The organism is Streptomyces noursei (assembly GCF_016917755.1).
Lineage (GTDB): Bacteria > Actinomycetota > Actinomycetes > Streptomycetales > Streptomycetaceae > Streptomyces > Streptomyces yunnanensis.
In genome coordinates, this window is record NZ_CP070326.1 from 2,338,619 (window position 1) to 2,361,089 (window position 22,471).

General features: G+C 63.9%; 17 protein-coding genes and 2 pseudogenes. 6 read left to right on the forward strand and 13 right to left on the reverse strand.

Going from position 1 to position 22,471, the window contains the following annotated elements:
- Positions 1 to 23: 23 nt before the first annotated feature.
- The 3 genes from JNO44_RS10310 to JNO44_RS10320 are packed head-to-tail and all read right to left on the reverse strand — an operon-like array spanning position 24 to position 1,358.
- On the reverse strand, positions 24 to 449 hold the full coding sequence (locus JNO44_RS10310) for a hypothetical protein (protein ID WP_205363245.1): 426 nt from the start codon (positions 447 to 449) through the stop codon (positions 24 to 26).
- A gap of 23 nt (positions 450 to 472) precedes the next feature.
- Positions 473 to 1,096 carry a DUF6879 family protein gene (locus tag JNO44_RS10315; protein ID WP_205363247.1) on the reverse strand — a complete coding sequence of 208 codons (624 nt, stop codon included), beginning with the start codon at positions 1,094 to 1,096 and terminating at the stop codon, positions 473 to 475.
- The gene (locus JNO44_RS10320) at positions 1,089 to 1,358 is read right to left on the reverse strand and encodes a hypothetical protein (protein ID WP_205363249.1); all 270 of its coding nucleotides are present in this window, start codon (positions 1,356 to 1,358) and stop codon (positions 1,089 to 1,091) included. The genes JNO44_RS10315 and JNO44_RS10320 overlap by 8 nt, the downstream gene beginning before the upstream one ends.
- 148 nt (positions 1,359 to 1,506) lie before the next feature.
- Here JNO44_RS10320 and JNO44_RS10325 point away from each other — a divergent pair, with 148 nt between their 5' ends.
- The gene (locus tag JNO44_RS10325) at positions 1,507 to 1,737 is read left to right on the forward strand and encodes a hypothetical protein (RefSeq protein WP_205363251.1); all 231 of its coding nucleotides are present in this window, start codon (positions 1,507 to 1,509) and stop codon (positions 1,735 to 1,737) included.
- 177 nt (positions 1,738 to 1,914) lie between these two features.
- Here the strand turns inward: JNO44_RS10325 and JNO44_RS10330 are convergent.
- From JNO44_RS10330 to JNO44_RS10350, 5 genes and pseudogenes are all read right to left on the reverse strand, one after another.
- Positions 1,915 to 2,564: pseudogene (locus tag JNO44_RS10330) on the reverse strand (sterol carrier protein domain-containing protein); the annotation flags it as partial.
- Positions 2,565 to 2,633: 69 nt separating this feature from the next.
- Positions 2,634 to 3,470, reverse strand: a complete 837-nt coding sequence (locus tag JNO44_RS10335; protein WP_205363253.1) for a phosphoadenosine phosphosulfate reductase family protein — start codon at positions 3,468 to 3,470, stop codon at positions 2,634 to 2,636.
- 2 nt (positions 3,471 to 3,472) lie between these two features.
- Entirely contained in the window at positions 3,473 to 7,108 is a 3,636-nt protein-coding gene (locus JNO44_RS10340) for an ATP-binding protein (RefSeq protein ID WP_205363255.1), read from the reverse strand.
- Positions 7,105 to 8,274, reverse strand: coding sequence for a DUF4007 family protein (locus JNO44_RS10345; RefSeq protein WP_240167515.1), 1,170 nt, complete (start codon positions 8,272 to 8,274; stop codon positions 7,105 to 7,107). The genes JNO44_RS10340 and JNO44_RS10345 overlap by 4 nt, the downstream gene beginning before the upstream one ends.
- On the reverse strand, positions 8,271 to 9,362 hold the full coding sequence (locus tag JNO44_RS10350) for a cysteine desulfurase family protein (protein WP_240167961.1): 1,092 nt from the start codon (positions 9,360 to 9,362) through the stop codon (positions 8,271 to 8,273). Before JNO44_RS10350 ends, JNO44_RS10345 begins: the two co-directional genes overlap by 4 nt.
- Positions 9,363 to 9,931: 569 nt before the next feature.
- Here JNO44_RS10350 and JNO44_RS10355 point away from each other — a divergent pair.
- The 5 genes from JNO44_RS10355 (at position 9,932) to JNO44_RS10375 (ending at position 16,380) form a co-directional block, all read left to right on the forward strand.
- Positions 9,932 to 12,250 (forward strand): HNH endonuclease family protein, encoded by a 2,319-nt coding sequence (locus tag JNO44_RS10355; RefSeq protein WP_205363259.1) that lies wholly within the window; start codon positions 9,932 to 9,934, stop codon positions 12,248 to 12,250.
- Positions 12,251 to 13,051: 801 nt separating this feature from the next.
- The gene (locus JNO44_RS10360; protein ID WP_205363261.1) at positions 13,052 to 13,855 is read left to right on the forward strand and encodes an adenine nucleotide alpha hydrolase family protein; all 804 of its coding nucleotides are present in this window, start codon (positions 13,052 to 13,054) and stop codon (positions 13,853 to 13,855) included.
- A 370-nt stretch (positions 13,856 to 14,225) separates the two neighbouring features.
- The gene (locus tag JNO44_RS10365; protein ID WP_240167516.1) at positions 14,226 to 14,906 is read left to right on the forward strand and encodes an ISAs1 family transposase; all 681 of its coding nucleotides are present in this window, start codon (positions 14,226 to 14,228) and stop codon (positions 14,904 to 14,906) included.
- A 233-nt stretch (positions 14,907 to 15,139) separates the two neighbouring features.
- Complete coding sequence (locus tag JNO44_RS10370) at positions 15,140 to 15,985, forward strand: IS5 family transposase (protein ID WP_039631490.1); 846 nt, start codon at positions 15,140 to 15,142, stop codon at positions 15,983 to 15,985.
- On the forward strand, positions 15,982 to 16,380 hold the full coding sequence (locus JNO44_RS10375) for a hypothetical protein (RefSeq protein ID WP_205363263.1): 399 nt from the start codon (positions 15,982 to 15,984) through the stop codon (positions 16,378 to 16,380). Before JNO44_RS10370 ends, JNO44_RS10375 begins: the two co-directional genes overlap by 4 nt.
- A gap of 79 nt (positions 16,381 to 16,459) precedes the next feature.
- Here JNO44_RS10375 and JNO44_RS10380 read toward each other — a convergent pair.
- The 5 genes and pseudogenes from JNO44_RS10380 to JNO44_RS10395 all read right to left on the reverse strand — a co-directional run bounded on the left by JNO44_RS10380 (position 16,460) and on the right by JNO44_RS10395 (position 22,329).
- Positions 16,460 to 17,277 (reverse strand): IS5 family transposase gene (locus JNO44_RS10380; RefSeq protein WP_420882633.1). Its coding sequence is split into 2 segments (ribosomal slippage): positions 16,460 to 16,926 and positions 16,926 to 17,277, totalling 819 coding nucleotides; the frame shifts between segments, so codons are not numbered across the junction.
- Positions 17,278 to 17,622: 345 nt separating this feature from the next.
- Positions 17,623 to 20,001: an ATP-binding protein gene (locus JNO44_RS10385; protein ID WP_205363265.1), complete on the reverse strand. Its 2,379-nt coding sequence runs from the start codon at positions 19,999 to 20,001 to the stop codon at positions 17,623 to 17,625.
- 429 nt (positions 20,002 to 20,430) lie between these two features.
- A complete protein-coding gene (locus JNO44_RS10390; RefSeq protein WP_240167517.1) occupies positions 20,431 to 21,375 on the reverse strand; it encodes an esterase/lipase family protein in 945 nt (314 codons plus the stop codon).
- A gap of 24 nt (positions 21,376 to 21,399) precedes the next feature.
- A pseudogene (locus JNO44_RS43345) lies at positions 21,400 to 21,587 on the reverse strand (DUF5655 domain-containing protein); the annotation flags it as partial.
- Between the two features lie 61 nt (positions 21,588 to 21,648).
- Positions 21,649 to 22,329 carry an ISAs1 family transposase gene (locus tag JNO44_RS10395; protein ID WP_240167516.1) on the reverse strand — a complete coding sequence of 227 codons (681 nt, stop codon included), beginning with the start codon at positions 22,327 to 22,329 and terminating at the stop codon, positions 21,649 to 21,651.
- Between the last annotated feature and the right edge of the window lie 142 nt (positions 22,330 to 22,471).

The window sequence follows — 22,471 nt, forward strand, 5'->3', positions numbered from 1 at the left end:
GGGAACTCCTGTCCTATGGATCATCACAATCCAATGATCAGGGTGTCCACGATCAAGGGGAAACGCCCCTCACGCGGGTCGTAGCCCCGCAGATTCACGAAGAGCTGCCCGTCGGGGAAGCGATCCTTGACCTGATGGGCCCAATGCAGGACCAGAGAAGTCTTGCCCGCCCCGGCCGTACCGGCCACCACGTGCACAGAGACGACGAGCTGACCGCCATCTCGCCCGGTCAGGACGGCGTTCAACTGACCGAGTTCGTCCGTTCGGTTGACGAAGGCGTGCACGTCGGCAGGGAGCTGCCGAGGGGTGGTCCGCGGACGGTCAGGTGCTCCGGGCGCCTGATGGAAGTGAATGCCGCCGGAGATGCTCCCGGCCTGGACGACATCGCGAGACTCCCCGGAGAGGTCGTTGGTCGAGTCACCGGACCACCCGTTGGCGTCTGCCGACATGCCGTTGAGTCATCCCTTCTGGGTCAGGCCGCCGGTGGCGGCGGCAGTGGTGCGACGACACGGTCGAAATACGACGCGATGTCCTCCGCAGCCGCGTAGGCGCTCCGCACGTACGCCGCCCACGAATCGACAACGTCCGGGTCGGTGAAGCGGATCGCACCATCCGGTACCCCGGTATCGGTGTACAGGACGCGAAAGAGCACCTTGCCGTCTTGAATGGTCAGCTCCGGAAGCAGCTTGTCGACCTCAGCCGCAGCGACCGCCTTGGCCGGCAAGATCCTCACCCGCTCTCCGTACTCGGCACTGATCCGCAGCGAATGCAGCTCCCACTGGACGTACGGCGTTAGCGGCTGCTCCACCACGCGCACGCGGTGGAACACCGAGCCACGGGCTTCTTCGTCCGTTTGGATCGCGCGCAGGTTGTCACGGCCCTCCTCGAACAAACGAAGCGCAGTGGTCCAGTCCCCGCGCCGCAGCGCGTCGCGGGACGGACTGCCCACCTCCTCGAAGTGCTGCAGCCGTTCCAGCTTCCACGAGTCGCTGTTGCGGATCACTGCATCCCGAGCGCGGAAGTCGCGAAGATACTCCTCGTTGCCGAGCCGCTGGCCACGCTCCACAGGGAAGGCCGGAGCGTGCACGTCAAGCATCGGGGATGTCCGGCTTCGCTGCGATGAGCATGTTGCCGGGGATGACCACAAGCCGTTCGTCAGCCCCAAGTGCCACGCCTTCCGGCAGGCGCGAACCGTAGTGATCGGTCAGATCGCGGCCGATGACGGCGATGTCGCCGTTGCTGAGCTGCCAGATGTCCGGGCACTGCTCTCTGCCCTGGGAGTTTCCCAGCTCTTCCGCCGACTTCCCCAACCGCTTGACGAATAACGCCGACAGGTCAGCTTCCCAGGCTCGGGCCACGACGAGCCACCTCCAGGTTCCCGCTGTAACGGAATGCCACGGGCACGATACCGCGCGAGACGGGCCGCGGGGAGTACACATTCGCGTCGCTGCGGACCCGCCGGGCCGCCTCCGAAGTACGGCACAACGAAGCGGCAGAGCGCTTCTGGTGAACGTCAACACGCTGCTGCAGCAGGTGCTGGCCGAACCGGTGTGGGCGAACCGGCTCTCGGAAGAAGACCGGCGCGGCTTTAGAGCGTCGTTCTGGACGAACATCAACCCGTACGGCACATTCCGGTTGGGGATGGACACCCGGATCGATCTGGGGCCGGCGGTCGTCGTGCCCCGCCCTCGCCCCCCGGCCGACACCGTCGCCCGCACCACCGCGGAGAGACGATGAAGGACTTCCAGGACCTCACCGACCCGCGCATGAACGAGGCAGCGTGGCAAGCGCTCGATCTGCTGCGCGTCTACACCGCCCGGGACCGCGCCGCGATTGTCGAGCACCTCGCGCACCTTGAGGGCGACCAGCTTGTAGCCCAACCAATAGACTTGTGCAGGGTCGGCGAGCGCTTGGTCAGAACCAGTGCGGGGAGCGCTCGGCGCGTAAGAGGGCGTCAGCGAGGGTGGCCGCGCCCGGGCGGTGGGCTCGGAGGTGTCCGGCACGCACGAGCGTGCTCGGGGCGGTGCCGCCGAGGTAGACCGAGCCCATGTCGCTCACGTCCAGGGACAGGTCAGGCTCCCGGTCCGTCAGGACGCAGTCGGCCTTGCTCTCCCGGACGGTCAGCAGGTAGTGGCCGTGCCTGCCCGCCGAGGAACGAGTTGTCGACGTCGAGGACGAACTCGCCATCCGTGAACCGGCCGCGCGCGGTCAGCGCACGCGGGGTGTCCAGCAGCCGCCCCCAGAGCCAGTCAGTGTCGTCGCCCACCTAGCCGGCGCAGTGGGTGCTCGGGCGGGACGTCCATGAACACGACATGAGTGACCAGGTCGTGTCCGAGCACGAACCAGGCCAGAACCGTGAAGACGGCGTCGTCGGTAGCGATGGTCTCGTCGACCGTCAGGTGCCGGACTCGACCGAGTAGCTGGCGTACCCGTCTGGGACACCGTCGACGTCCCGGTGAACGGCGACGTGGCACGGCGTCGGAGAGACCGGGGGCTGCCCCGCGGCCCGGGGCTCACCAGCGGTGCGGCCGGGACAGCGCGCCGGGCTGTGCGCGGCGGTATTTGGCGATCGCCAAGGGACGAAGCCTGGTCTGCGAAGGTCATCCGCAGACCAGGCACCTAACGAGAAGCGGTCAGAGGTGGCATACCGCGCAGGCAGCTTCGTCGTCGTCCTCATCTAGAGCATTGGACAGTATTTCCAACAAAGGGCGGTTGGGCTTTTGGCGCTTAGCGGCCCGCTCAAGTGCCGCCTGGTGCTTAGCCTCGATTTCCTCTCGCCGCTCTATCAATTCGTCAAGTGATTCACCCTGCGACCAGGTGTACTTCCTGTCTTGCATAGCGGTGTGCTTGTGCTTGACCTTTTCTTCGTACGCTATGGCCTTCTCGAAGAGCTCCGGGTGTCGGTCCTTGAGCCCAACCCACTCATGCTTGCGCTGGAAGAAACAGAAGTAGCAGCCGGAGCGTGTGCGCCACTCGTAGTAGCCCGGGAGCCCGATGCCGGCCTCGTCCAGGATGCGGTCCACGCCCTCACGATCGATGCCGTCTTCGCGGAAGGGAAAGACGGCGGTGATGTTCGGCTTGGTGCTGACGTAGCCGAGTCGATTCTCATCCGCACGGATGGCAACGTATGACACCGCTTCGTCGTCGCCGATCCATTCTTCGAGTGGCTTGATCTTCAGGTTCTTGGTACACCAGCGCATCTGAGGGCTGGGCAGGGTCCCCTGGTAGACCTCAAGCCAGTGGTCGAAATCCCGGGAGGAGTTGAGCCGTTCGATGGGCTTGCCAAGGGCGCCTTCGAGGCGGTTGAGGTACTCGTAGGTCTCGGGGAGTTCGGCGCCGGTGTCGCAGAAGAAGTATTCCATTTCCGGTACGCGATCCCGCATATAGATCGCGAGGGCTGAGGAGTCCTTGCCTCCCGAGATCCCGAGTACGTGGCGCTTCTTGCCGTTGGAGCTGTTGGCGTCTGTCACAGCTACTCCTTCCTCTCGGATGCGGCGCTGTCCTGGCCGGACAGGTGCTCGGCCAGAGCGGCGAGCAGGATGCGTGCGCCGTCGGGGCCCAGTACTTCCTCAGCTTGCCTGATGACACTGACAACGAGCTCGTCCGCGGCATTCCGCGACTTCTTCGGGACGTGGATGAGCGTGCGCTCCTCCGTCCCCTGGGGAGTGGTGAGGGTCAGCAGGTGGGTGTCGATCTGGCGCTGCTTCGGTTTTGCGCGCTTGTGGGATGCCGTGGGGGTCTCGTCGGCCGGCTCCTCCTCCACGACGTTGTACAGGTGGCTCACGCGGTCCAGCGCGCGTGCCCTGTCTCGTACTACGCGGGGGAAGGCATCCATGTCTCGGTCGGTCCAGTCACCGAGGGCCTGATTGACGAGCTGGACCACGACTGTGCCGAGCCAGTCGTCGTCGGGCAGCATCTCGTTGAGCACCCGGGTCACGAATCCGTGGAGACTGACTTCGAGCGAGGCGTCGGCGAAGCCGCGCATACGCTCGGCCAGACCGGCGCGCAGTTCGCCGGTGCTCGACGCGGGGAGCCTGAATTCCTGCGCCAACACCTCTACTACGTACCGGCACAAGTTTGCGCTGGCGTCAGTGAGTTCGTTGAGCGCGGTGGTGAGGCGGACGACGTATGCCTCTGCCGCCTCGGAGTCCTTCCGTGCGCTCGAAGTGATCTTCTCAAAGCCGAGTGCCTCGGGAAGCTCTTCGAAGACCAGCTGGTCCGGATCGGTTGCTTCGGACAGCACCTTGCGGACCACAAGGGTGTCGTCGCTGAGCCGCCGGGTCTTGCGCGAGTACTGGTCCAGGACCATCACCCGTTCCAGCATCCCGCGGGTGACCGCGAGTAGCGCCGGGTTCCGGTTTGCCCGGCTCCGAGGAATGTCGACGCCGAGGGACTTCACCAATCCGTCGAGAACGAGGCGGCGCTGCCCCCGGTCGACCGGGGCCGCCTTTACAGTGAAGCGCTCCGGGTAGGGGACGTTGAGGCGCTCCACGATGGCGGCCGTGAGTCGGGGGCAGTAGTTGCCTTCCTCGAAGAGCGCGACGTCGTTTCCGCGCAGGACGAGGGCGGCGACTACCAGGATCGGGACGACGCCGGCCTTCACGCCGTACGGGGGAGCCATGAGCCGCTCGTAGATCTCTACGATGTTGGTCGGCTCTGTGGCTTCGTTCAATGCCTCCTCAAGTGCCTCCCACACAGGCATGACGCTCTTGTTCGTTGCAGCACTCGGACGGGACATCCCATGTGTGTGAATGCTGCCTTCAGAGTTCTGACCGCCGCTGAACTCTCCAGCGGCGCGGTGCAGTCCGAGGTGCTCAACGACGCCGTCGTACAGGGCACGTTCCGCGGGGAACTTGTCCTGAGGCCAACCAAGCAGTGGCAGCCCGGTCCTCTCAATCATCGACGTGAGGACTTCGCGGCGCGTACGAGCAGCGTTGCTGGTGAGCTGGTGTCGTCCCACCATCTCGTTCCGTACGTGCGGGGTCTGGTCGTAGACCACGTTGCACGCTTCGGATACGAGTCCCGCGTAGCTGCGGGCTTTGAGCTGCTGGGCGGGTTCGCTGTCGGTGTCCTCGCCGCTCTTCCACAAGTACCAGCTCGACTCATCACTTCCCGGGCGGAACGCCTCGGCAAGCATGGCGGTAATGCGCTGGGAGAACTCTCCGGCCCGTTCATTGATCTCCCGCAGGGCAACATGGTCCAGCTCCTCATCGCTCATGAGGTCCTGGAGCGCCACGAGGGTGTTGCCGACGTCTAGCACCGCTTGGGGGTTCTTGGTCACACCGACGACGACCGGGAGCGGTGAGTCGACCCGAGGGCTGCTCTTCAGGTCGCCGAAGTGGAAGACAAGCATCCCGTCGGCCGCGTCCTGCACGACCTTGGGGCCCCGCAGCTTCTCGGTCTGGTGGCTGACGGCGGTCACGAAGTGCCGCTGCATGCCGGTGAGCTGGCTGTGTGCGCCCGCAGCGACCGCGTTCGGGAGGACATTCGTACCGAGGTGCTTATTGAAGTAGCGCACCACGTCATCGGGTTGAAGCTGGGTGGCGATCTCGCGCACCCGGGCATCGATGTCGACGTCGGTGCCCTGCCAGATCCGATACTCATCGCTGTACGAGCGGTGTACGACGAGCCCGTCCTCCGCCAGCTTGTTCAGCCGCTTCTTCAGCTGGTCGAACCGCTTGGCGTTGGTGGCGTCGGTCGGGTCGTTCAGCGCGAACTGGATCATCGCCGGCGTAGCGCGCAGCAGTCCGTCGGCGTCGATGAGGTTGAGTACGCCGATGGCCTTGAGCAGCTCCTGATCTGCTTCAGGGAGCCCGTGGGCTTCCTCAAGGCGGGCGTTGATCTCCAGCCATCGGCTCGCCTTAGAGGAGGCGAGGATCGTGGTGCGCCCCGCGGAGAAGAAGAAGTCGTACAGCTGCGGGATCCGGATCGTCGAGGCGCGCCCCGGTGCCTCGACCGTGCAAGTGTCGAGAGTGCGCCGCACCGTGTACGGCTCATCGTTGACCAGGAAGCCGCTGAGGCTCCGGTCGTTCTGACCGATCTGTGCCGCCATGAGGGGAGCCGCCACGGCGGTGAGCGGGTGCAGCGGGTACAGGTTGGCGAACGACTCCGCGGAGATGTCGACGACCGAGTGCAGTGACTGCTGGCGCCAGATGCCATGCGCCGCCTTAGCCTGGGCCTCGACCAGCTTGCGCCCCTGCTCCGCTACCGCAGAGTGGGCCAGCTTCCGCTGGAGAAGGTAGACAGCGTCACCGAGATTGGGCCCAAAGGTGACGTCCTCGAAACGCCCCTGGATCTTGGCCCACTCCTGGGTCTGGACAGAGCTGGACCGCGAAGCGTAGTCCGAGAAGGCCAGATGTTGCAGAGTGAACATAAAGAGCGGCAGCCCCTTGGTGCCGGCGCCCTTCTCCGCAAGAAGCTGGAGCAGGAATACATCGCTCTCGGCGTAGCTGCTCTCACCGCTGGAGACCAGATACTCGAGCGTCTTGCCGAACTCATCGATGATCAGAAGGAGCGGTGCCCTACCGCACAGCGTTGTGACCGCGTTGAGCAGGCTGTCGGTTGTGGGGACGTCCGTCTCGGCACAGACCGCCATGGCAGTGGAGACGTCCTTCGGGACGCGCTTGCTCCACCTGCGCTCCACCGCGGTCTGCAGGGCCCGGTGAACCGTGGCGGACAGCGGCTCTCTGCGTGCCGTGGTGACAGCTCCCAAGAAGCCGTCAGCCGCAAGTGTCTCGCGATTCTCGGCGATCTCCTGGGCCAGTGCGGCGTTCGTCGCGGCCACTGCTTCGTAGGCGGTGGTTCGACGCTCGGCGTCGTGGCCGAGTAGAGCGTCGATCAGGTTGGAGAGCGTGGACTTACCGGAGCCATACGGGCCGGTAAAGGACCAGGCGCGAGTGCGCTTGAGGTCGCCGAGGGCGTTGCCAACCCGGTCCAGGACGTCGAGGGCGCGTACGCCTACGTACGGGGAGTGCAGGTCCTGGACCCGGACGTCGCGTTCCAGGTTGGTGGAGCGGAACTCCGTACCGACGAAGGTGATCCCAGCGGGGATCTGGGCATTAGTGCCCTTCAGCGGGGTTCGGGGAGATGGCTTGGTGGCCGTGGTCACGAGAGCTCCTCGATCATGTTGGGCTGCTGGGGGATCTGCCCCTGTACGGCCTCAGCGTCGTCGTCCGTGGTCTTCTTCAGGCCGGGGTTCTGCCGCGCCCATTCCTCGGGAGTCGGGAAACCGTCGCGATCACGCACTCGGCCGTATTGCTCATCAAGGATGTCCCAGGCGAGAGTCTCCGGGTTGTCCGCGAAGCGCAGGCTCCGCTGCCCGAGCGACTCCACGATCTCCAGCTGGGGGTGGTTCTCGACGAAAGCTTCAATCGACCTGCCGAGCTCCGGTTCACGCATGTGGAAAGCACGGCCAGGGGCGCCGGGCTCGCTGGCGAGGCGAGCCAGCGAAATCGAGTCCGGCTTACGAGAGAAACGAGCCGCATAGTCGAGGCAGGTGTGCACAAGCACGCTGGGCGGCAGGCTAGGGCGAATGCCGCTGGTGAAGCGGTACGTACGCTCCTTGCCCCGCCCTCCCTGGTACTCAAGTAGGCCGAGCTCTTTAAAGGGGCAGAGGAGGGAGTCCTCGAAGCTGCCCGGGGAAAGTGGGTTCGCCTCCGGGTCCGGGGCGTACATCTTGACGAAGCACTGGACGTCTCGGTTGATCGAGTCGGGTGCGGGCCACTCGTCACGGTCGAAGCTGTTGTGCACTTCACGTGTGATGAGGGTGGCCATCCCCTCGACTGTGACGCGATTGAGCGGCGCGAAGTGGAACATCACGTACCAGCTCGGGACGAGGCACTTGGCCTCTTTCTCTCCAGAGACCAACCACCAGTGCAATAGCCAGAGGCTTCCGGTGTCCTCCAGGTAGGGATCAGCACCATCCTCGTCAAGGAGCCACCGAGCGCGCCACGTTGGGGCGGCTGCGAGCGCTCGCGCCTGCACGCCGGCGCTACGGTATTCGTGGGTGAGCTTGAACGCCTGCGACCAATAGCGCATCGAATCGACCATGTTCTTTCCCACGCCAAGGCGCACGAGCGCGTCTGGGGCGTGGAAGAGCAACTCGTCCTCCTTGACCCGCAGGTATGCCTTGTGAAGCCAGCCGAAGCGCGGAGGGAAGCTCTCGTGCCTGTTGAATTTCAGTCCGACGACGTCGGCGGAGAGGCGGCCTTCTGGCATTGCGGTCGAACCCTTCAGTTCAAAGTGTGAGTGCGAAGTTTTTGGAGCGACGGTCAAGGTCCGGCGGTGCCGCTCATGACGGTCTGTACGTGAGTGACGGCCCGTAGGGTGGCGTCGATGGCGCGGCGAATCTCCTGCTCTGTGGTGGCATAGCCCATTGAGAAGCGGATGGTGGAGTCGGCTGCCTCCCTGCTGAGCCCCATGGCGAGCAAGACATGGCTAGGACTCGGCGCTCCTGCGGAGCAGGCGCTGCCATCGGATGCAGCTATAGCAGGCATCGAGGCGAGCACCGCGTCGGCGGGGGCACCAGGGAAGGTGATGCTCGTGACGCCCGGCAGTCGCGGAGCGCGAGCGCCGTTGACGTGGCTGCCGGGGAGCTGCGCGAGGAGCTCGCCCTCCAGGAGATCGCGCAGCTTGGTGATGTGCGGGGCTTCGTCGCCGAGCTGTCTGCGGGCGGCTTCCGCGGCGGCGCCCATGCCGACGATACCGGCCACGTTGAGGGTCCCAGCCCTCCAACCCTTCTCATGGCCTCCGCCAACGAGCAGTGGTCGGTGAGGGAGTGAGATACCTCGGCGCACAAACAGGGCGCCGACGCCTTGTGGCCCACCGAACTTATGGGCAGACAGAGACAGGAGGTCCACGTCGAGGTCGTCCAGGTCGACGGGAAGGCGCCCGACGTACTGAGTGGCGTCAGAGTGCACGAGCGCTCCCGCGGCGCGTGCGATCCTGACGACGGAAGCCAGATCCGCGAGTGCGCCCGTCTCGTTGTTCGCGAGCATTACGGACACCACGGCCACTTCTTCGCCCTGCACAGATGCTTCCAGAGCCGCGAGATCGACGATCCCGTCAGCGCTCACAGGCAGGGTCACGAGGGGAGCAGAAGATTCAGCACTGAGCGACCGGGCTGTCTCAAGGACAGCAGGATGTTCCACCGCCGTAGTCACCAAAGCTCCGCCTTGGGCGGAAGCTGCACGGAGCGCGAGGTTGTTCGCCTCAGTTGCACCAGAGGTAAAGATGATCTCACCCGGTGCGCAACCTAGGAGCTCGCCGACTTGACGACGGGCCTTGTCGACTCTTGCTGCGGCGTCTCTGCCGTGGTGGTGAACGCTGGAGGCGTTCCCGACTGAGTGGAGGGCATCGAGCATGGCTGCGAGCGCCTCCGGGCGGATCGGAGCCGTTGCGTTGTAGTCGAGGTAGATCGGCCCTGTATGCTCCACGGTTTGCCTCACTCGTTGCGATGCGCTCCTCTGGCCACTCCTGGTTGCTTCTCTCTAGACCCGCTCAGCTTCCACCAGGAGTGCCTTGAGATCCTAACGGACGCATCCACCCCTCGAAGCGGCTCGCCCAAACTGGAGCACCAGCAACGTTGAGTGCTGGCACGACTACCGCTCGCTGCCCCGGGCAGTCCGTAGCACTCCGAGCCGGGGCATCCGAATTCCCAGAGTGCCCCTCGGCTGTCAGCGCTCCGGTCTACCCTTGATCCAGTGTTGTGGCCCACGCGCTTGCGAACGGTCATGACATGCGGTTTTGCCGTAGGAGGGGGTGGCTTGCAGTCGAGGATCGGGGGGGTCCTGCATCGTGGCGCAAACCGAGCAGGTGCGCATGCCCGAGGGGCGCGGTCCCGCTCGCCTTCTCCTTCTGCGACGGACTGTAAGGGCGCTGCCGAACGCTACAGGTTCGCGGCACAGCCGTACGAGATAACGGGAGATCATGGATGGAAACGCGGGAGATCTTCGATGCTGCGCCGCGGGCAGTAGCAGAGTTCCTCAGCGAAACGGGACAGGGACTGTACATCCCTCCGTATCAGCGGGCATACAGCTGGGAAGCCGCGAAGGTCAAACGTCTCATCGCCGATGTCGCTCATGGTCTTGAACAAATCACCGAATTTGAGGACTCGATCTGTTTCCTCGGGACCGTCATCGCGCTCCGTGATCTGCAGTACACGACGGTCGAACCGATCGACCGTCCCATGGTGCCGGCCAAGGTCATGACCATCATCGACGGGCAACAGCGGCTTACGACACTGCTGCTGTTGACCACGGTGCTGCACGAAGAGATCAGCGTCCGCGCCAAGAGGCTGCCCAAGAACGGGGGTGAAGCGAGGGATTGGTGCTACAACCAGGCCATCGACGTTACCAGCCGGTTGACGGACACGTTCGAAGAAGACATGCGGTATGGCGAAGGTGAATTCCGCTACTACCCTCGCATGGTTCGCTCGTACCACGACGTCTGGTCTCGGCACTCGGACCGAGCGAAATACGACTCGCCTATCGGGTACTACCTCCACCAGTACGGCCGATACGCGCGCGACGAATCCTCCACTAAGGACTACAAGCACGTTTCCTTCGTCGATGGGGAAGCCACTGACGCCAACGCTCAGGCGCACGTGGGCCTGGAGGCTATCCGCACCTTGTTGCGCCGAACTCTCCGCAACGCTGTCTCACCGTCGCGGAGCGCGCGAGAGGACGAGACCGAGATCCCTCCCGCCAGGGCGATCGGTGAGTCGAAGAAGCTGCAGGAAGCGCTGTTCAACAGCCCCTTCCCTGACGCTGTGGTCGAAGCCGCGAACGAGGATGATCGAATCGGGTCGCTGCTCCGCTTGATTGTGTTCGCCAACTACCTGCTGAATCGCGTGACGGTCGCTGTAGTAACCGCCAAGAGGGAGGACTACGGCTTCGACATGTTCGAGGCCCTGAACACCACAGGGCAACCCCTCACAGCTATCGAGACGTTCAAGCCCAAGGCCATCCAGAACGAGGGCCTGAGCAATTGGAATGGGTCGGAGTCTTACAACTACTTCGACACCGTCGAGAAGTACCTCGATCGGGCTTCGTCAGCCGACCAGCGGCAAACAGCCACGAGCAACATCCTCATCCCCTTTGCTCTGCTGCATGATGGCCAGCGGTTGAGCAAGCGATTGAGTGAACAACGCCGGTATTTGCGCACTGCCTTCGATAAGGAAGCGGACCAGGCAGGACGCCGTACCTTCCTTCATTCTTTGGCTGAGGTTACGCGGTTTGTATCAGGACCGTGGGTATCCTCGGAGATCCTCCCGGAACACAGCGACGACGAGTTGCGCCAGCAGGCCGCACTGTGTCTGCAGGTCCTTCGCGAAGCGAAGCATGACATCGTGGTTGCTCCACTCACCCGGTACTTCGCCGCTCATCGACTCAGCTCCGGGGAACACATCGACAGGCAAGCAAATGAGTACTTGACTGCCGTTCGTGCCTGTGGCGCCTTCTTCGCTCTCTGGAGGGGGGCGTTCGGTGGCACCCACAACATAGACAACATCTACCGCAAGCTCATGGCGTACGACTCCAAGAGCAGCGGCCCCCGGTTCCCGCGCTTCGGCCAGCAGCTGACCGCCGTTCCTCCGGTTCAGGACTTGCTGCGCTTCCTGCGCCAACAACTTGAGGCTGAGGGCATCGCGATGAAGAGCCAGTGGGTGGCCAAGGCTGCGGCCACGCCGGCTTATACGAGCTCTCGTCACCTCACCAAGCTGCTGCTCCTGGGGGCCTCCAACGACGCTGCTCGGGATGCAGATCGCCTAGGCCTGGTCACTCACGGAAGGAAGGGTCTGCTCAGCACGCTCAATTTGAGCCGCTGGAACGACGCTGCCTTCAGCACCATCGAGCACATCGCACCGCAGAATCCGGGTGCAAATGGTTGGGATCCCAAGATCTACGAGGATTCAGCGACCGTGCACACCCTGGGTAACCTAACCCTCCTCCCTAAGGTCGAGAACTCCTCGGCCAGCGATCGTTCGTGGGAATTGAAGCGGCTGATGTTCCGCGCCCTCTCGGCAACGACGGTGGAGGAAGCGGAGAAGGCCCTTGCCCTGGCCTCGCGTGAAGGTATCTCCTTGGGGCAAGGAGCAGAGGCGATCATCCGCCGGTCGGACTACCTCCCGCTTGTCTCTTCCCTCGCTCAGCGAGATGAGGACTGGTCGGAAGACTTCATCCGTGAACGTTCAGAGCGTCTTTGCAGCCTGGCATGGGATTCCCTCGCTTCATGGATTGACCTCGAAGTCTGATCTGTGAAGTTGTTGAGCGCCAAGACAGCAGAGGCACTGGCACTCAACAACGAGGCCACTAAGCTCCCATCGCTCCTGGGGCCCTGACGGGCCTCAGGAGCTTTCTAAATCCTGCCTCGTAATTCTCGGGGGGCCGTAAAAGCTCTAGCCGACCGACGCGAACCGGATCGGCAATAGCTCTCGCTGGCACTCCCGCCGCAGGTGCCTATCCGGCCGATGAGCGCGCGTCGCACCCTCCCCCTTCCGACCAGTTGCGCAGCTGATACGTACGGTCGTCGCTGGGTACAGGGGTATGCGGCGAACTGGCGCACGAGGGTTGAATTCTTCATCGCCCGGGCGTCCGCTGGCGCTCTGCGCAATGCCCTGGTCCGATACCCCTTCCACGATCAGGCAACTCTAAGCGGGGTCCCGCCATCACGGATGGAGACTAGAAACCCACGGACAACGTCGGCACCAACCTGGGCACCGTCGACCCCAGGTCCCTGACGTTCAAGAAAAACGGCAACGAAGTCGTTCGTATCAACACGCCCGGCGGCGTCAGGATCGGCACCGGTGATCCACGCGTTCAACTTCATGTGCAGGAACTCGTCGGAACCGGGTTGGACTTGCGGTCGGCGGATTCAATCACGTTCTATCCGCCGGAAGGATTTGCCTGGTTCCACATCGAGATGATCTGGTCTCGTCGTTTCGGGATTTTCAGCATGCTCAATCAGAGTCACCTTGCCATAAAACCAGCTTGACTTCCCCCATAGAGTGTCGTTTGCTGTGTCGTCCCGCGAGACACTTGGGGCGAGGAGAGAAATGGCGGAGGCTCAAGTCAAGGTGATCTCTTACGGAGGTGGCGTCCAGTCGACGGCCCTTCTGGTACTGGCCGCACAGCGTGACATCGACTTTCAAACGTTCCTGTTTTCAAATGTGGGCGATGACAGCGAGAATCCCGCGACGCTGAAATTTATTGAGGAAGTCGCGAGACCGTACGCGCAGGAGCACAGGATCGACCTCCACACTCTAGAGCGCCGGCGCCGCAATGGCGCTACCGAGACCCTCTGGGGGCGGCTCCACAAGCCAGAAGCAAGGTCAACACCAATTCCCATCCGGATGGCCAACGGGGCTCCCGGTCGACGCAACTGCACTGCCGATTTTAAGATCAAGGTAGTTTCGAGATGGCTTCGAGAGCACGGCGCCACCGCCAAATCTCCGGCGACTGTCGGCATCGGGATCTCAGTTGACGAGATCCATCGAGCGAACAGGAGAAGGAGCGACCCTCGCGAGGAGATCACTTACCCGCTGCTTGACCTCGGGCTACGTCGCGAGGACTGCACGCGCCTCATCCGCAAGTCTGGTCTCCCCGTTCCCCCAAAGAGCTCCTGCTTCTTCTGCCCGTTTCACACGGTCAGCGATTGGCAGGAGCTGCGCAAGACGGACCCGGCATTGTTCGCCAAGTCTCAGCAGCTTGAGGAATTCATCAATGTGCGAAGGGCGGCTCTCGGTCGGGATGCTGCGTACCTCACCCGTTACGGGATTCCGCTCGGCGAGGCGGTACCCGACATGCCGAGCGATAACGAAGACGACGGCGCCTGCGATTCTGGATGGTGCATGACCTAAGCAAGCCAGCTCGGCGACGCCTGAAAACGGGGTCACTGGCGGCGTATCAAATCTGGCAGCCGCCTTCGGTAGGCAGAGCCTCTCGCAGGGTTTCGGCGTAGTCGCGTGGCGCCCGTTTCGTGACGTACTGTCAGTTCGGCTGTGCCCCGGGACGCGACAGGCACGGCTTCCAAGATCATGGAGTTCTCTACGCCCCGTGATCCGAGTGGAAGACCGCGCCTGCCGACGTGTCATCGCTGATCCCGCCTGCCCTTGACCAGCTCCGCGAGCATCCCGAGGTCGTATCCGACGAGGTCCCGCGCCTGCTGAAGCAACTGGCCGAGGTGCCCGGCCGCGAGACCCACGCGTCATACGGCACGCTCTGGTTGCCGTGCTCGCGCTGACCGCGTGCGCGGTTTTGCCGGGGGCGACCTCTGTGCTGGTAGTCGGCGAGTGGATCGCCGACGCCCCGCTGAACCTCCTGGAACGCCTCGGCATACGCCTCGACCCACTCTTCCCGCAGCGGCTCCTGCCTGCGGAAACGACGGTCCGGCGGCTACTGGCCCGCATCGACGGCGACGCGCTGGACTGGACGGTCGGGCGCTGGCTCGCCGACCGACGCCCGAAGGCGACCGGGCTGCGCGGCCTCGCAGTGGACGGCAAAAGCCTGCGTGGCGCGGCCAAAGCGAAGGGCCGCAAGATCCACCTGCTCGCCACACTGGAACACACCACCGGCCTGGTCTTGGCCCAGCTGGACGTCGGCGACAAGACGAACGAGATCACCTGCTTCCAGCCGCTGCTGGACACCGTCGCCGACCTGGCAGGAGTCGCCGTCACCAGCGACGCGATGCACGCCCAGCGCGAGCACGCCGACCACCTCCTCGGCCGCGACACCACCTTCGCCGAGGACGCCTTCCAGCTGTGGACCGGCAACGCGCCCCGCGCGATGGCCACCTGGCGCAACCTCGCCATCGGAGCTCTCCGCACGGCCGGAGTGAAGAACATCGCGGCCGGCCTCCGCCCCAACGCCCGCGACCCTCACCGCCCCCTCGCGCTCCTCGACCTCGGATGATCACGAACTGGACGTTATGCGACTACGCCGAAGCCTTGCCCGGTAGACGGGTTGCCAACCAAGAGCAACCTGCCCGCCTGGAGCTTCACGCGCTTGTCTCGAAAATTAATCAGTTCAGCTCGGCCCTAAGTGGACGGTTCGTGAGTCTTTGAGTCGTTCTGTGGTCGCCTGATGGTGTGAGGCGGGGGCGGAATCCGCGGATTCGTGGTGCGGGGTCTGCTGGGGTTGGCGGGGTGAGTGAACGCAAGCCGTACCCCAGCGACTTATCGGACGAGCAGTGGTCGTTGATCGAGCCGGTGATCACCGCGTGGAAGGACCGGCACCGCTCGGTCAGCGGTCATCAGGGCGCTTACGACATGCGGGAGATCGTGAACGCGATCCTCTATCAGGGGCGGACCGGCTGTCAGTGGGCCTACCTTCCGCACGACCTGCCGCAGAAGAGTGCGACGTACTACTACTTCGCCGCCTGGCGGGACGACGGAACCGACCAGGTCATTCATGAACTCCTGCGCTGCCAGGTCCGTGAACGCGCCCGACGATTAGAGGACCCGACCCTGGTGGTGCTGGACACCCAGAGTGTCCACGCGGCCGTCGGGGTCCCCGCCGCCACGACCGGCTACGATCCGGCCAAACGGGTGCCGGGCCGCAAACGCGGCGTGGCAGTTGACGTCCTCGGCCTGGTCATCGCGGTCGCCGTCCTCGCCGCGAACGTCCACGACAACACCGCGGGCATCGCCCTGCTGGACCAGGTCGCCGAGCACACCGGCGACACCGTCCGCAAAGCCCTGGTCGACCAGGGCTTCAAGAACCAGGTCGTCGAACACGGCGCCGGCCTGGGCATCGACGTCGAGATCGTCGAACGCGACCCCGGCTACCGGGGATTCCTGCCGCAACCGAAGCGGTGGAGAGTCGAGCAGACCTACGGCATCCTGATACTGCACCGACGCCTGGTCCGTGACTACGAGCACCGCACCGCCTCGTCCGCCTCCCGCGTCTATTGGGCGATGTCCCATGTCATGATCCGCCGTCTCACCGGCACGAACACCTCCACCTGGCGCGAGGAGGCGGTAAGCGCGTGAACGTTCGCCCCCTCCTTGAGGCACTGGACCTGCAAGAGGAAGCCGCCCGGGCCCTGGCTGACGACCTTCGCGCGCAGATCGACGACCTGCAGACCCGGCTGCGGGAGGCCGAGACACACCTCGAGCACCTCGCGATCACCCGCAAGACCGTCACCAGCCTCGCCGACCAGTTCCCCGCATCCCCGCCCGAACTGCGCGAGCACCCGGACTACCCGCGCATCCTCGCCGCCTTCAACGAGTCGACCGGCCCCCTGCGAGCCAAGGACGTCTGCCAGGCCCTTGGCCATGAACTGCTGCCGAAGAACGTCGAAGGCACCCGGGCCAAACTGAAGCGCCTGGTCAAACTCGGCATCCTCACCGAAGCCGACACCGGCTGCTTTACCCGGCGACACTAGCCGGCACCGCGGCCAGCACACCTGTCCCAAGCCTCACTTCGAAACGGACATCAACTCACGAACCGCCCACTAAGAGGTCCTAACAAAGGCGTTGGACGTGTCTGTAGGTGATGAGACATGTAGCGAGCCCGAGGAAGGCTTCATGGATGTCGTCCCGTCGCTCCCACCGGATGCGCAGGCGACGGAAGCCGTGCAGCCAGGCGATCGTCCGTTCGACGACATACCGGAAGACGCCCAGGCCGGAGCCGTGTGGCTCGCCTCGCCGCGCGATCACGGGACGGATGCCGCGCTGCCACAGCAGACGCCGGTACTTGTCGTGGTCGTAGCCACGGTCGGCGAACAGCGAGTCGGGCCGGCGTCGGGGCCGGCCGACAACCCCGGCGGCAGGGGGGATCTTGTCGAGCAGAGTCAGGAGCTGGGTGACGTCGTTGCGGTTGCCGCCGGTCAGCGACACCGCGAGCGGGATGCCCCGAGCGTCGGTGACGACGTGGTGCTTGCTGCCCGGCCGTGCGCGATCGACCGGACTGGGACCGCTTTTGGGCCCCTGCGAGCCGCCCGCACATGGGAAGAGTCGATCACCACCCGGGACCAGTCCAGCTTCTTCGCCGACCGCAGCTTCTTCAACAGCAGCACATGCAGCTGGCCCCACACCCCGGCCGCGTTCCACGCGGCCAGCCGCCGCCAGCAGGTCATACCCGAACCAAAGCCCAGCTCCTGCGGCAGGTACTCCCACTGGATGCCGGTGTGCAGCACGAACAGGACCCCGCACAACGCCTGCCGGTCCGGCAACCTCGGCCGCCCCTTGACCAGCTTCGGCCCCGGCTTGGGCAGCAACGGCTCGACCAACGCCCACAGTTCATCCGACACGATCCACGGCCGCGACTGACGCTTCCCCACGACCAGACCAACGAGCAAATAGGCCAACAGTCACGTGTTGAACCACTTCTGTTAGGACCTCTAAGGTTCCTGTCGGACACGCTGGCCGCGCCATGTCCTGAACGGGTCACCTGCTGGAGCCAGCTCGTGGCGAACTGGCCGCCGCTTCAGTCCGTCCAGCTGAGGAAACAACACCCGGAACTCTACGGCGAGTTGCTCGCGAACGAACTCTGGCGCAGGGAAGCAACACGCTGACTGTCCGCAAGACTTAAGCACGCCGCAGATCGTAGTTGGAATATCTATAGGACTCCAAACACGATCCGATATAGCCCGAGCGCGGGTCAGTCTGTCCTGCGAGCGACAGGATCAGCGAGCATTTAGATCCGATGCGAGGGTCATGAATTCTCCTCGAACCTTATCGGATTCCTCATCCAGCCCGGCTTTCAGTAATGTAATCCCGAGGGTTTCGAGAGCCATAAGAAGGTTCTCCCGATCGTTCGCGTTGCGAAAAGACTGTACAGCTTCACGATACGCCTGGATGGCTTCATCAAACCTTCCCATCTCTTCGAATGCCCGCCCAGAGCCGCCTATCGCCAGACCTCCCATAGAAGAGTCTCCTACCTCGTGGAAGATTTCGGCTGCTTGGCGATAGACAGCGACAGCATCTTCTACCTGTCCGGCCTTTCGGTGGGCCAGTGCCAAATTGTCTAGAGCCTCAGCGAGTGCATGACGGTCGCCGGTCTCCTCGCAGAGTCGCACATCTTGCCAGTGAGCCTCGATAGCCTCCGCATAGCGCCCGGCGCCCTGCAACGCGAGGCCGTAACTGCCGAGTGCTGCTGCCTCGCCATGGTGGTCGCGGAACTCCTGGTAGAGGGTAGCCGCAGCCAGATGCTCCTGCGCTGCCTCGGTAAATTCTCCCGACTTCCTTAGTGCCATTCCAAGAAGGTTTCGCATTGCGGCTTCTCCATGACGGTCTTCCCGGGCCTGGCAGTCCGAGACAGCATACCTATGGAGCGGGATCGCCTCGTGGACGTCTATCTCCTGGAGCGCTAGCGCAAGGCTTCCGAGCGCCTTCGCCGCCTGAGGGTCGCCAAGTTCGTGGAGAATTTCGGCGGCCTTGAGGCCGACGTCGACCGACTCTCGATATCTACCCAGATGGTACAGAGACTGCGACAACGCATTGAGGGCTGCTTCTTCGCCATACCGATGCCCCGACCTCTGACAGACGTCAAGTGCCGCTTCACCGATCTCGAGGGCTTCGTCAAAGCGCCGAACGTGATAGAGGACTTGCGCGAGGGCACCCAATGCCCAGCCTTCGCGGTACAGGTCACCTTGCATTCGGAGTGCCTTCAGCGCCGAATTAATTACCGTAATCCAATCATCGAAGTAGCGGCGCAGATGAAAAAACTCGTCCAGCGCAAAGGCGAGGTCAATGCCGATGTCATGGCCCGTTTGGACAGCTGCAACGAGATTCGATCGCTCTTCCTCAAGCCACTTAAGGGCTTCGACCTCTTCCTCCCCATGCCCATTGCGTTCCTTCAGGATGAGGTTGGCTGAGGTCGTCGTCGCGAGATAAAAGAAAAGGACCCTCTCCAATGAGAATTCACGCTTGTCAAGTTCGGCATACTCCCTCCCCTTCTCGTCTGCGTAGAGACGAAGCAGGTCATGCAGGCGCCAGCGTCCCCATGTTGCGCCGGGCTCGATCAGGTGCGCCCGAGCCAGATCCTCAAGGGCGACTTCAATGTTCGTATCGCCCGTTAGGTGTGCCGCGGCACGGGAGGAAATGTCGGGTCCCGGATTGAGCGGCAGCAACCGAAAAATACGAGCCTGGTCTTCACTCAACTGTAGGTATGAGAGCTCGAAGACTGCCCGAACAGCGCGATCCTCTCGCTTAAGACGGTCAAGCCTTGCGTGGGCGGCGAAAAGCGCCTGGACCAGAGACGAAATGGGGCGGGTCGGAGAGTCGGCGAGCAGGGCGGCACAGATCTGCAGTGCGAGAGGCAGGTTACCGCAAAGCTCGACCAGGGCATAGGCTTGGTCCTGTTCATGGGCGACCCGCGAGTCATTTTCTCCGCGGGCCTGAAACAGCATTCGTCGAACAAGTTCGACTGACGCTGACGGCTCAAGCACTTCTAGGTCAAGGATTCGCGCGCCCACAGCGAGTGAATGGCGAGATGTAACAATTGCCGTTCCGTCATCGTGCGACGGCAATAGCGGCTCGACCTGCCCATCACTGGACGCATTATCAATCACTACCAGAATCTGCTTCCCCCGGCTGGCGTAGGCCGACAGGATCGACCGATACAGCCGCGCTCGATCAGGCAGGTCAGACGGAATTTGTTCGCCTGGAATGCCGAGAGCGATGAGCAATGAACCCAATGCTTGTTCGGGCGAAAGGTAGCGCTCATCGTCGTAGCCAAAGAGGTCAATAAAGAGTATACCGCCAGGAAACCAGTCGGTTCTCTTCTCGGCCTCCACCGCTGCCTGTAGGGCAAGCTCGGTCTTTCCTACTCCTGCCATGCCTACGACAGCCGCAAACCGTGCCGTCTCATGTTGTGATGTACTCGGATCCAATTGACCGAGCAGAAAACTGAGCTCTCGGGATCGCCCCACATACGTTCGCGAGCGTAGGGGCAGCCCACTAAGGGCAGGTGTGATGGACGGTGGTAGTTGCACCGTGATGGTATGTCCCTGGATGACCGCATTGAAGAAGATTCCGTCATCGATTTCATTCGATGTTGTCACAGGCGTCTCCTTCACATTGATGGTGGTGCAGCAGCTTGGTGCGACCCTGCCGAACGTCACCTACCTCAACACATGTGGGCTGAGGCTACTGATTATCTAGACTAGTTGGTTTCGCGAAATTCCTGGTCGGCTTCGATCGGGAATAGTTCGAACAGCTCCTCGGCTGACCCCGAGTACTTCGCCTTTATTACGTCCGCATAGGCGCACAGCGCTCCTACGGACTGTGGCCTTGGGAGCACGGCGCGAGGTGCACCTGCAGGAGGTCGTACAGCAGCTGGCTGTCTCCGCTGGCCATTTTGCCCTGGCTTCCGTACCTTCGATGTCTCGATTTGCATGGCGGATAATGGCGCCAATGTCATCTTCCAACCGAGGGTCGACTACTCAGCGAGAAGCCGGGCCTCATAAGCTGTCAACCTCAGGCGTGGCCAGTCAGGTCTCCCGGTCGTTGTGTCCGTTCTCGGAGGTGTCGTCGTTCCCGCTTCTGTCGGCGTCAAAGCCGGCCGGGGGAGTCTGGAAGGGCGGAACGGACGGGAAGGAGACGTGCACGGTGTCGCCCTGTATGACGGGCCCGTAGGCCCGACCGCCGCTGAAAGTGTTAGTGACGGTCCGCCGGAGACCTGGTTGTTCGGCGGGGGTCCTAGTGGCCTCGGCCGCATGCTCAGGTGCAGCATCGGGAACGGTGAGAAGCAGGCGGCGCAGTGTGGTGAAGGTGCGGTGCCCGGCATTCCTGGCCTTGAGGATGGTGGAGTGGTCACCGGGAAGCGCGGCGGAGTCGGGGAACACCGACTGCGCGGACACCGCCCGCACCACTCGGTCGCTCTCGCCCGCGTAAGCGCTGACGAGGATGGGGCAGGTGCGGTCGCTCACAGCGGTGGCGTGGACGACATCCCGCAGGACCGTCCGCAGTGTCGCGTTCACCTGGTCGTTGAGCGGACGCAGATCCCTCTCCTGGGGATGGCCGAGCCCGATGACGTTACGACGTAGCGACAGCAGCAACTCGGAGCCGTTGTTGGGGCACGCCAGCATCACCAGCCGCCGGATGCGGGCCAGGCGGCGCCCCTCCCCATCGGCCAGGGCGCGGGCCAGGAAACGCTGGGCCACCAGACCCCCTTGGCTGTGCGTGACCAGCACGAGCCGCGTGAACTCGCCAGCCTCGGTCGCGAGGTATTCTTTGAAGCTGTCGGCGACCGTGTTGATGGTGGGGAACACCCGCAGCGGATGCAGGCGCCGCACCCCGGTGGCATACCGAAACTGGAGCGGTTCAGCGAAGGCTAGCTTCTCGTCCTGCGCAATCAGTCGGCGTAGCGGATCCCACACCTCGGGACCCGACCTGATCCCGTGAACCATCACCACACCGAGTCGACCATCGCTCAACGGATCACCTTCCAGACGGCGTTGTCAAGGTCTCGACATTAGCCCGGACGAGCCGTGCCGCGCAGCGCGATGATGGACGGACCACTCCTGCTCCGTACGAAGCTGCACCTCCAGGTCCCCGGTGCCGTGGTGGCCGAGCCCCGTCACGTCCGGGTGAACCCGGAAACAATGTCCACCCTCTTCGGGTCCGCCTTGAGGTAGACGAGGAGATTGCGGGCGCTGGAGGGCGTGTGATTAGGGCTTCGGCGTAGTCGCATAACGTCCAGTTCGTGATCATCCGAGGTCGAGGAGCGCGAGGGGGCGGTGAGGGTCGCGGGCGTTGGGGCGGAGGCCGGCCGCGATGTTCTTCACTCCGGCCGTGCGGAGAGCTCCGATGGCGAGGTTGCGCCAGGTGGCCATCGCGCGGGGCGCGTTGCCGGTCCACAGCTGGAAGGCGTCCTCGGCGAAGGTGGTGTCGCGGCCGAGGAGGTGGTCGGCGTGCTCGCGCTGGGCGTGCATCGCGTCGCTGGTGACGGCGACTCCTGCCAGGTCGGCGACGGTGTCCAGCAGCGGCTGGAAGCAGGTGATCTCGTTCGTCTTGTCGCCGACGTCCAGCTGGGCCAAGACCAGGCCGGTGGTGTGTTCCAGTGTGGCGAGCAGGTGGATCTTGCGGCCCTTCGCTTTGGCCGCGCCACGCAGGCTTTTGCCGTCCACTGCGAGGCCGCGCAGCCCGGTCGCCTTCGGGCGTCGGTCGGCGAGCCAGCGCCCGACCGTCCAGTCCAGCGCGTCGCCGTCGATGCGGGCCAGTAGCCGCCGGACCGTCGTTTCCGCAGGCAGGAGCCGCTGCGGGAAGAGTGGGTCGAGGCGTATGCCGAGGCGTTCCAGGAGGTTCAGCGGGGCGTCGGCGATCCACTCGCCGACTACCAGCACAGAGGTCGCCCCCGGCAAAACCGCGCACGCGGTCAGCGCGAGCACGGCAACCAGAGCGTGCCGTATGACGCGTGGGTCTCGCGGCCGGGCACCTCGGCCAGTTGCTTCAGCAGGCGCGGGACCTCGTCGGATACGACCTCGGGATGCTGGTCAAGGGCAGGCGGGATCAGCGATGACACGTCGGCAG

What these genes read in the sequence shown, in the direction of transcription:
- JNO44_RS10360 (WP_205363261.1), top strand. Translation starts at nt 13,052, where the DNA reads ATGGCGGAGGCTCAAGTCAAGGTGATCTCTTACGGAGGTGGCGTCCAG.
- JNO44_RS10350 (WP_240167961.1), bottom strand. Translation starts at nt 9,362, where the DNA reads ATGCTCGATGCCCTCCACTCAGTCGGGAACGCCTCCAGCGTTCACCAC.
- JNO44_RS10355 (WP_205363259.1), top strand. Translation starts at nt 9,932, where the DNA reads ATGGAAACGCGGGAGATCTTCGATGCTGCGCCGCGGGCAGTAGCAGAG.
- JNO44_RS10315 (WP_205363247.1), bottom strand. Translation starts at nt 1,096, where the DNA reads ATGCTTGACGTGCACGCTCCGGCCTTCCCTGTGGAGCGTGGCCAGCGG.
- JNO44_RS10310 (WP_205363245.1), bottom strand. Translation starts at nt 449, where the DNA reads ATGTCGGCAGACGCCAACGGGTGGTCCGGTGACTCGACCAACGACCTC.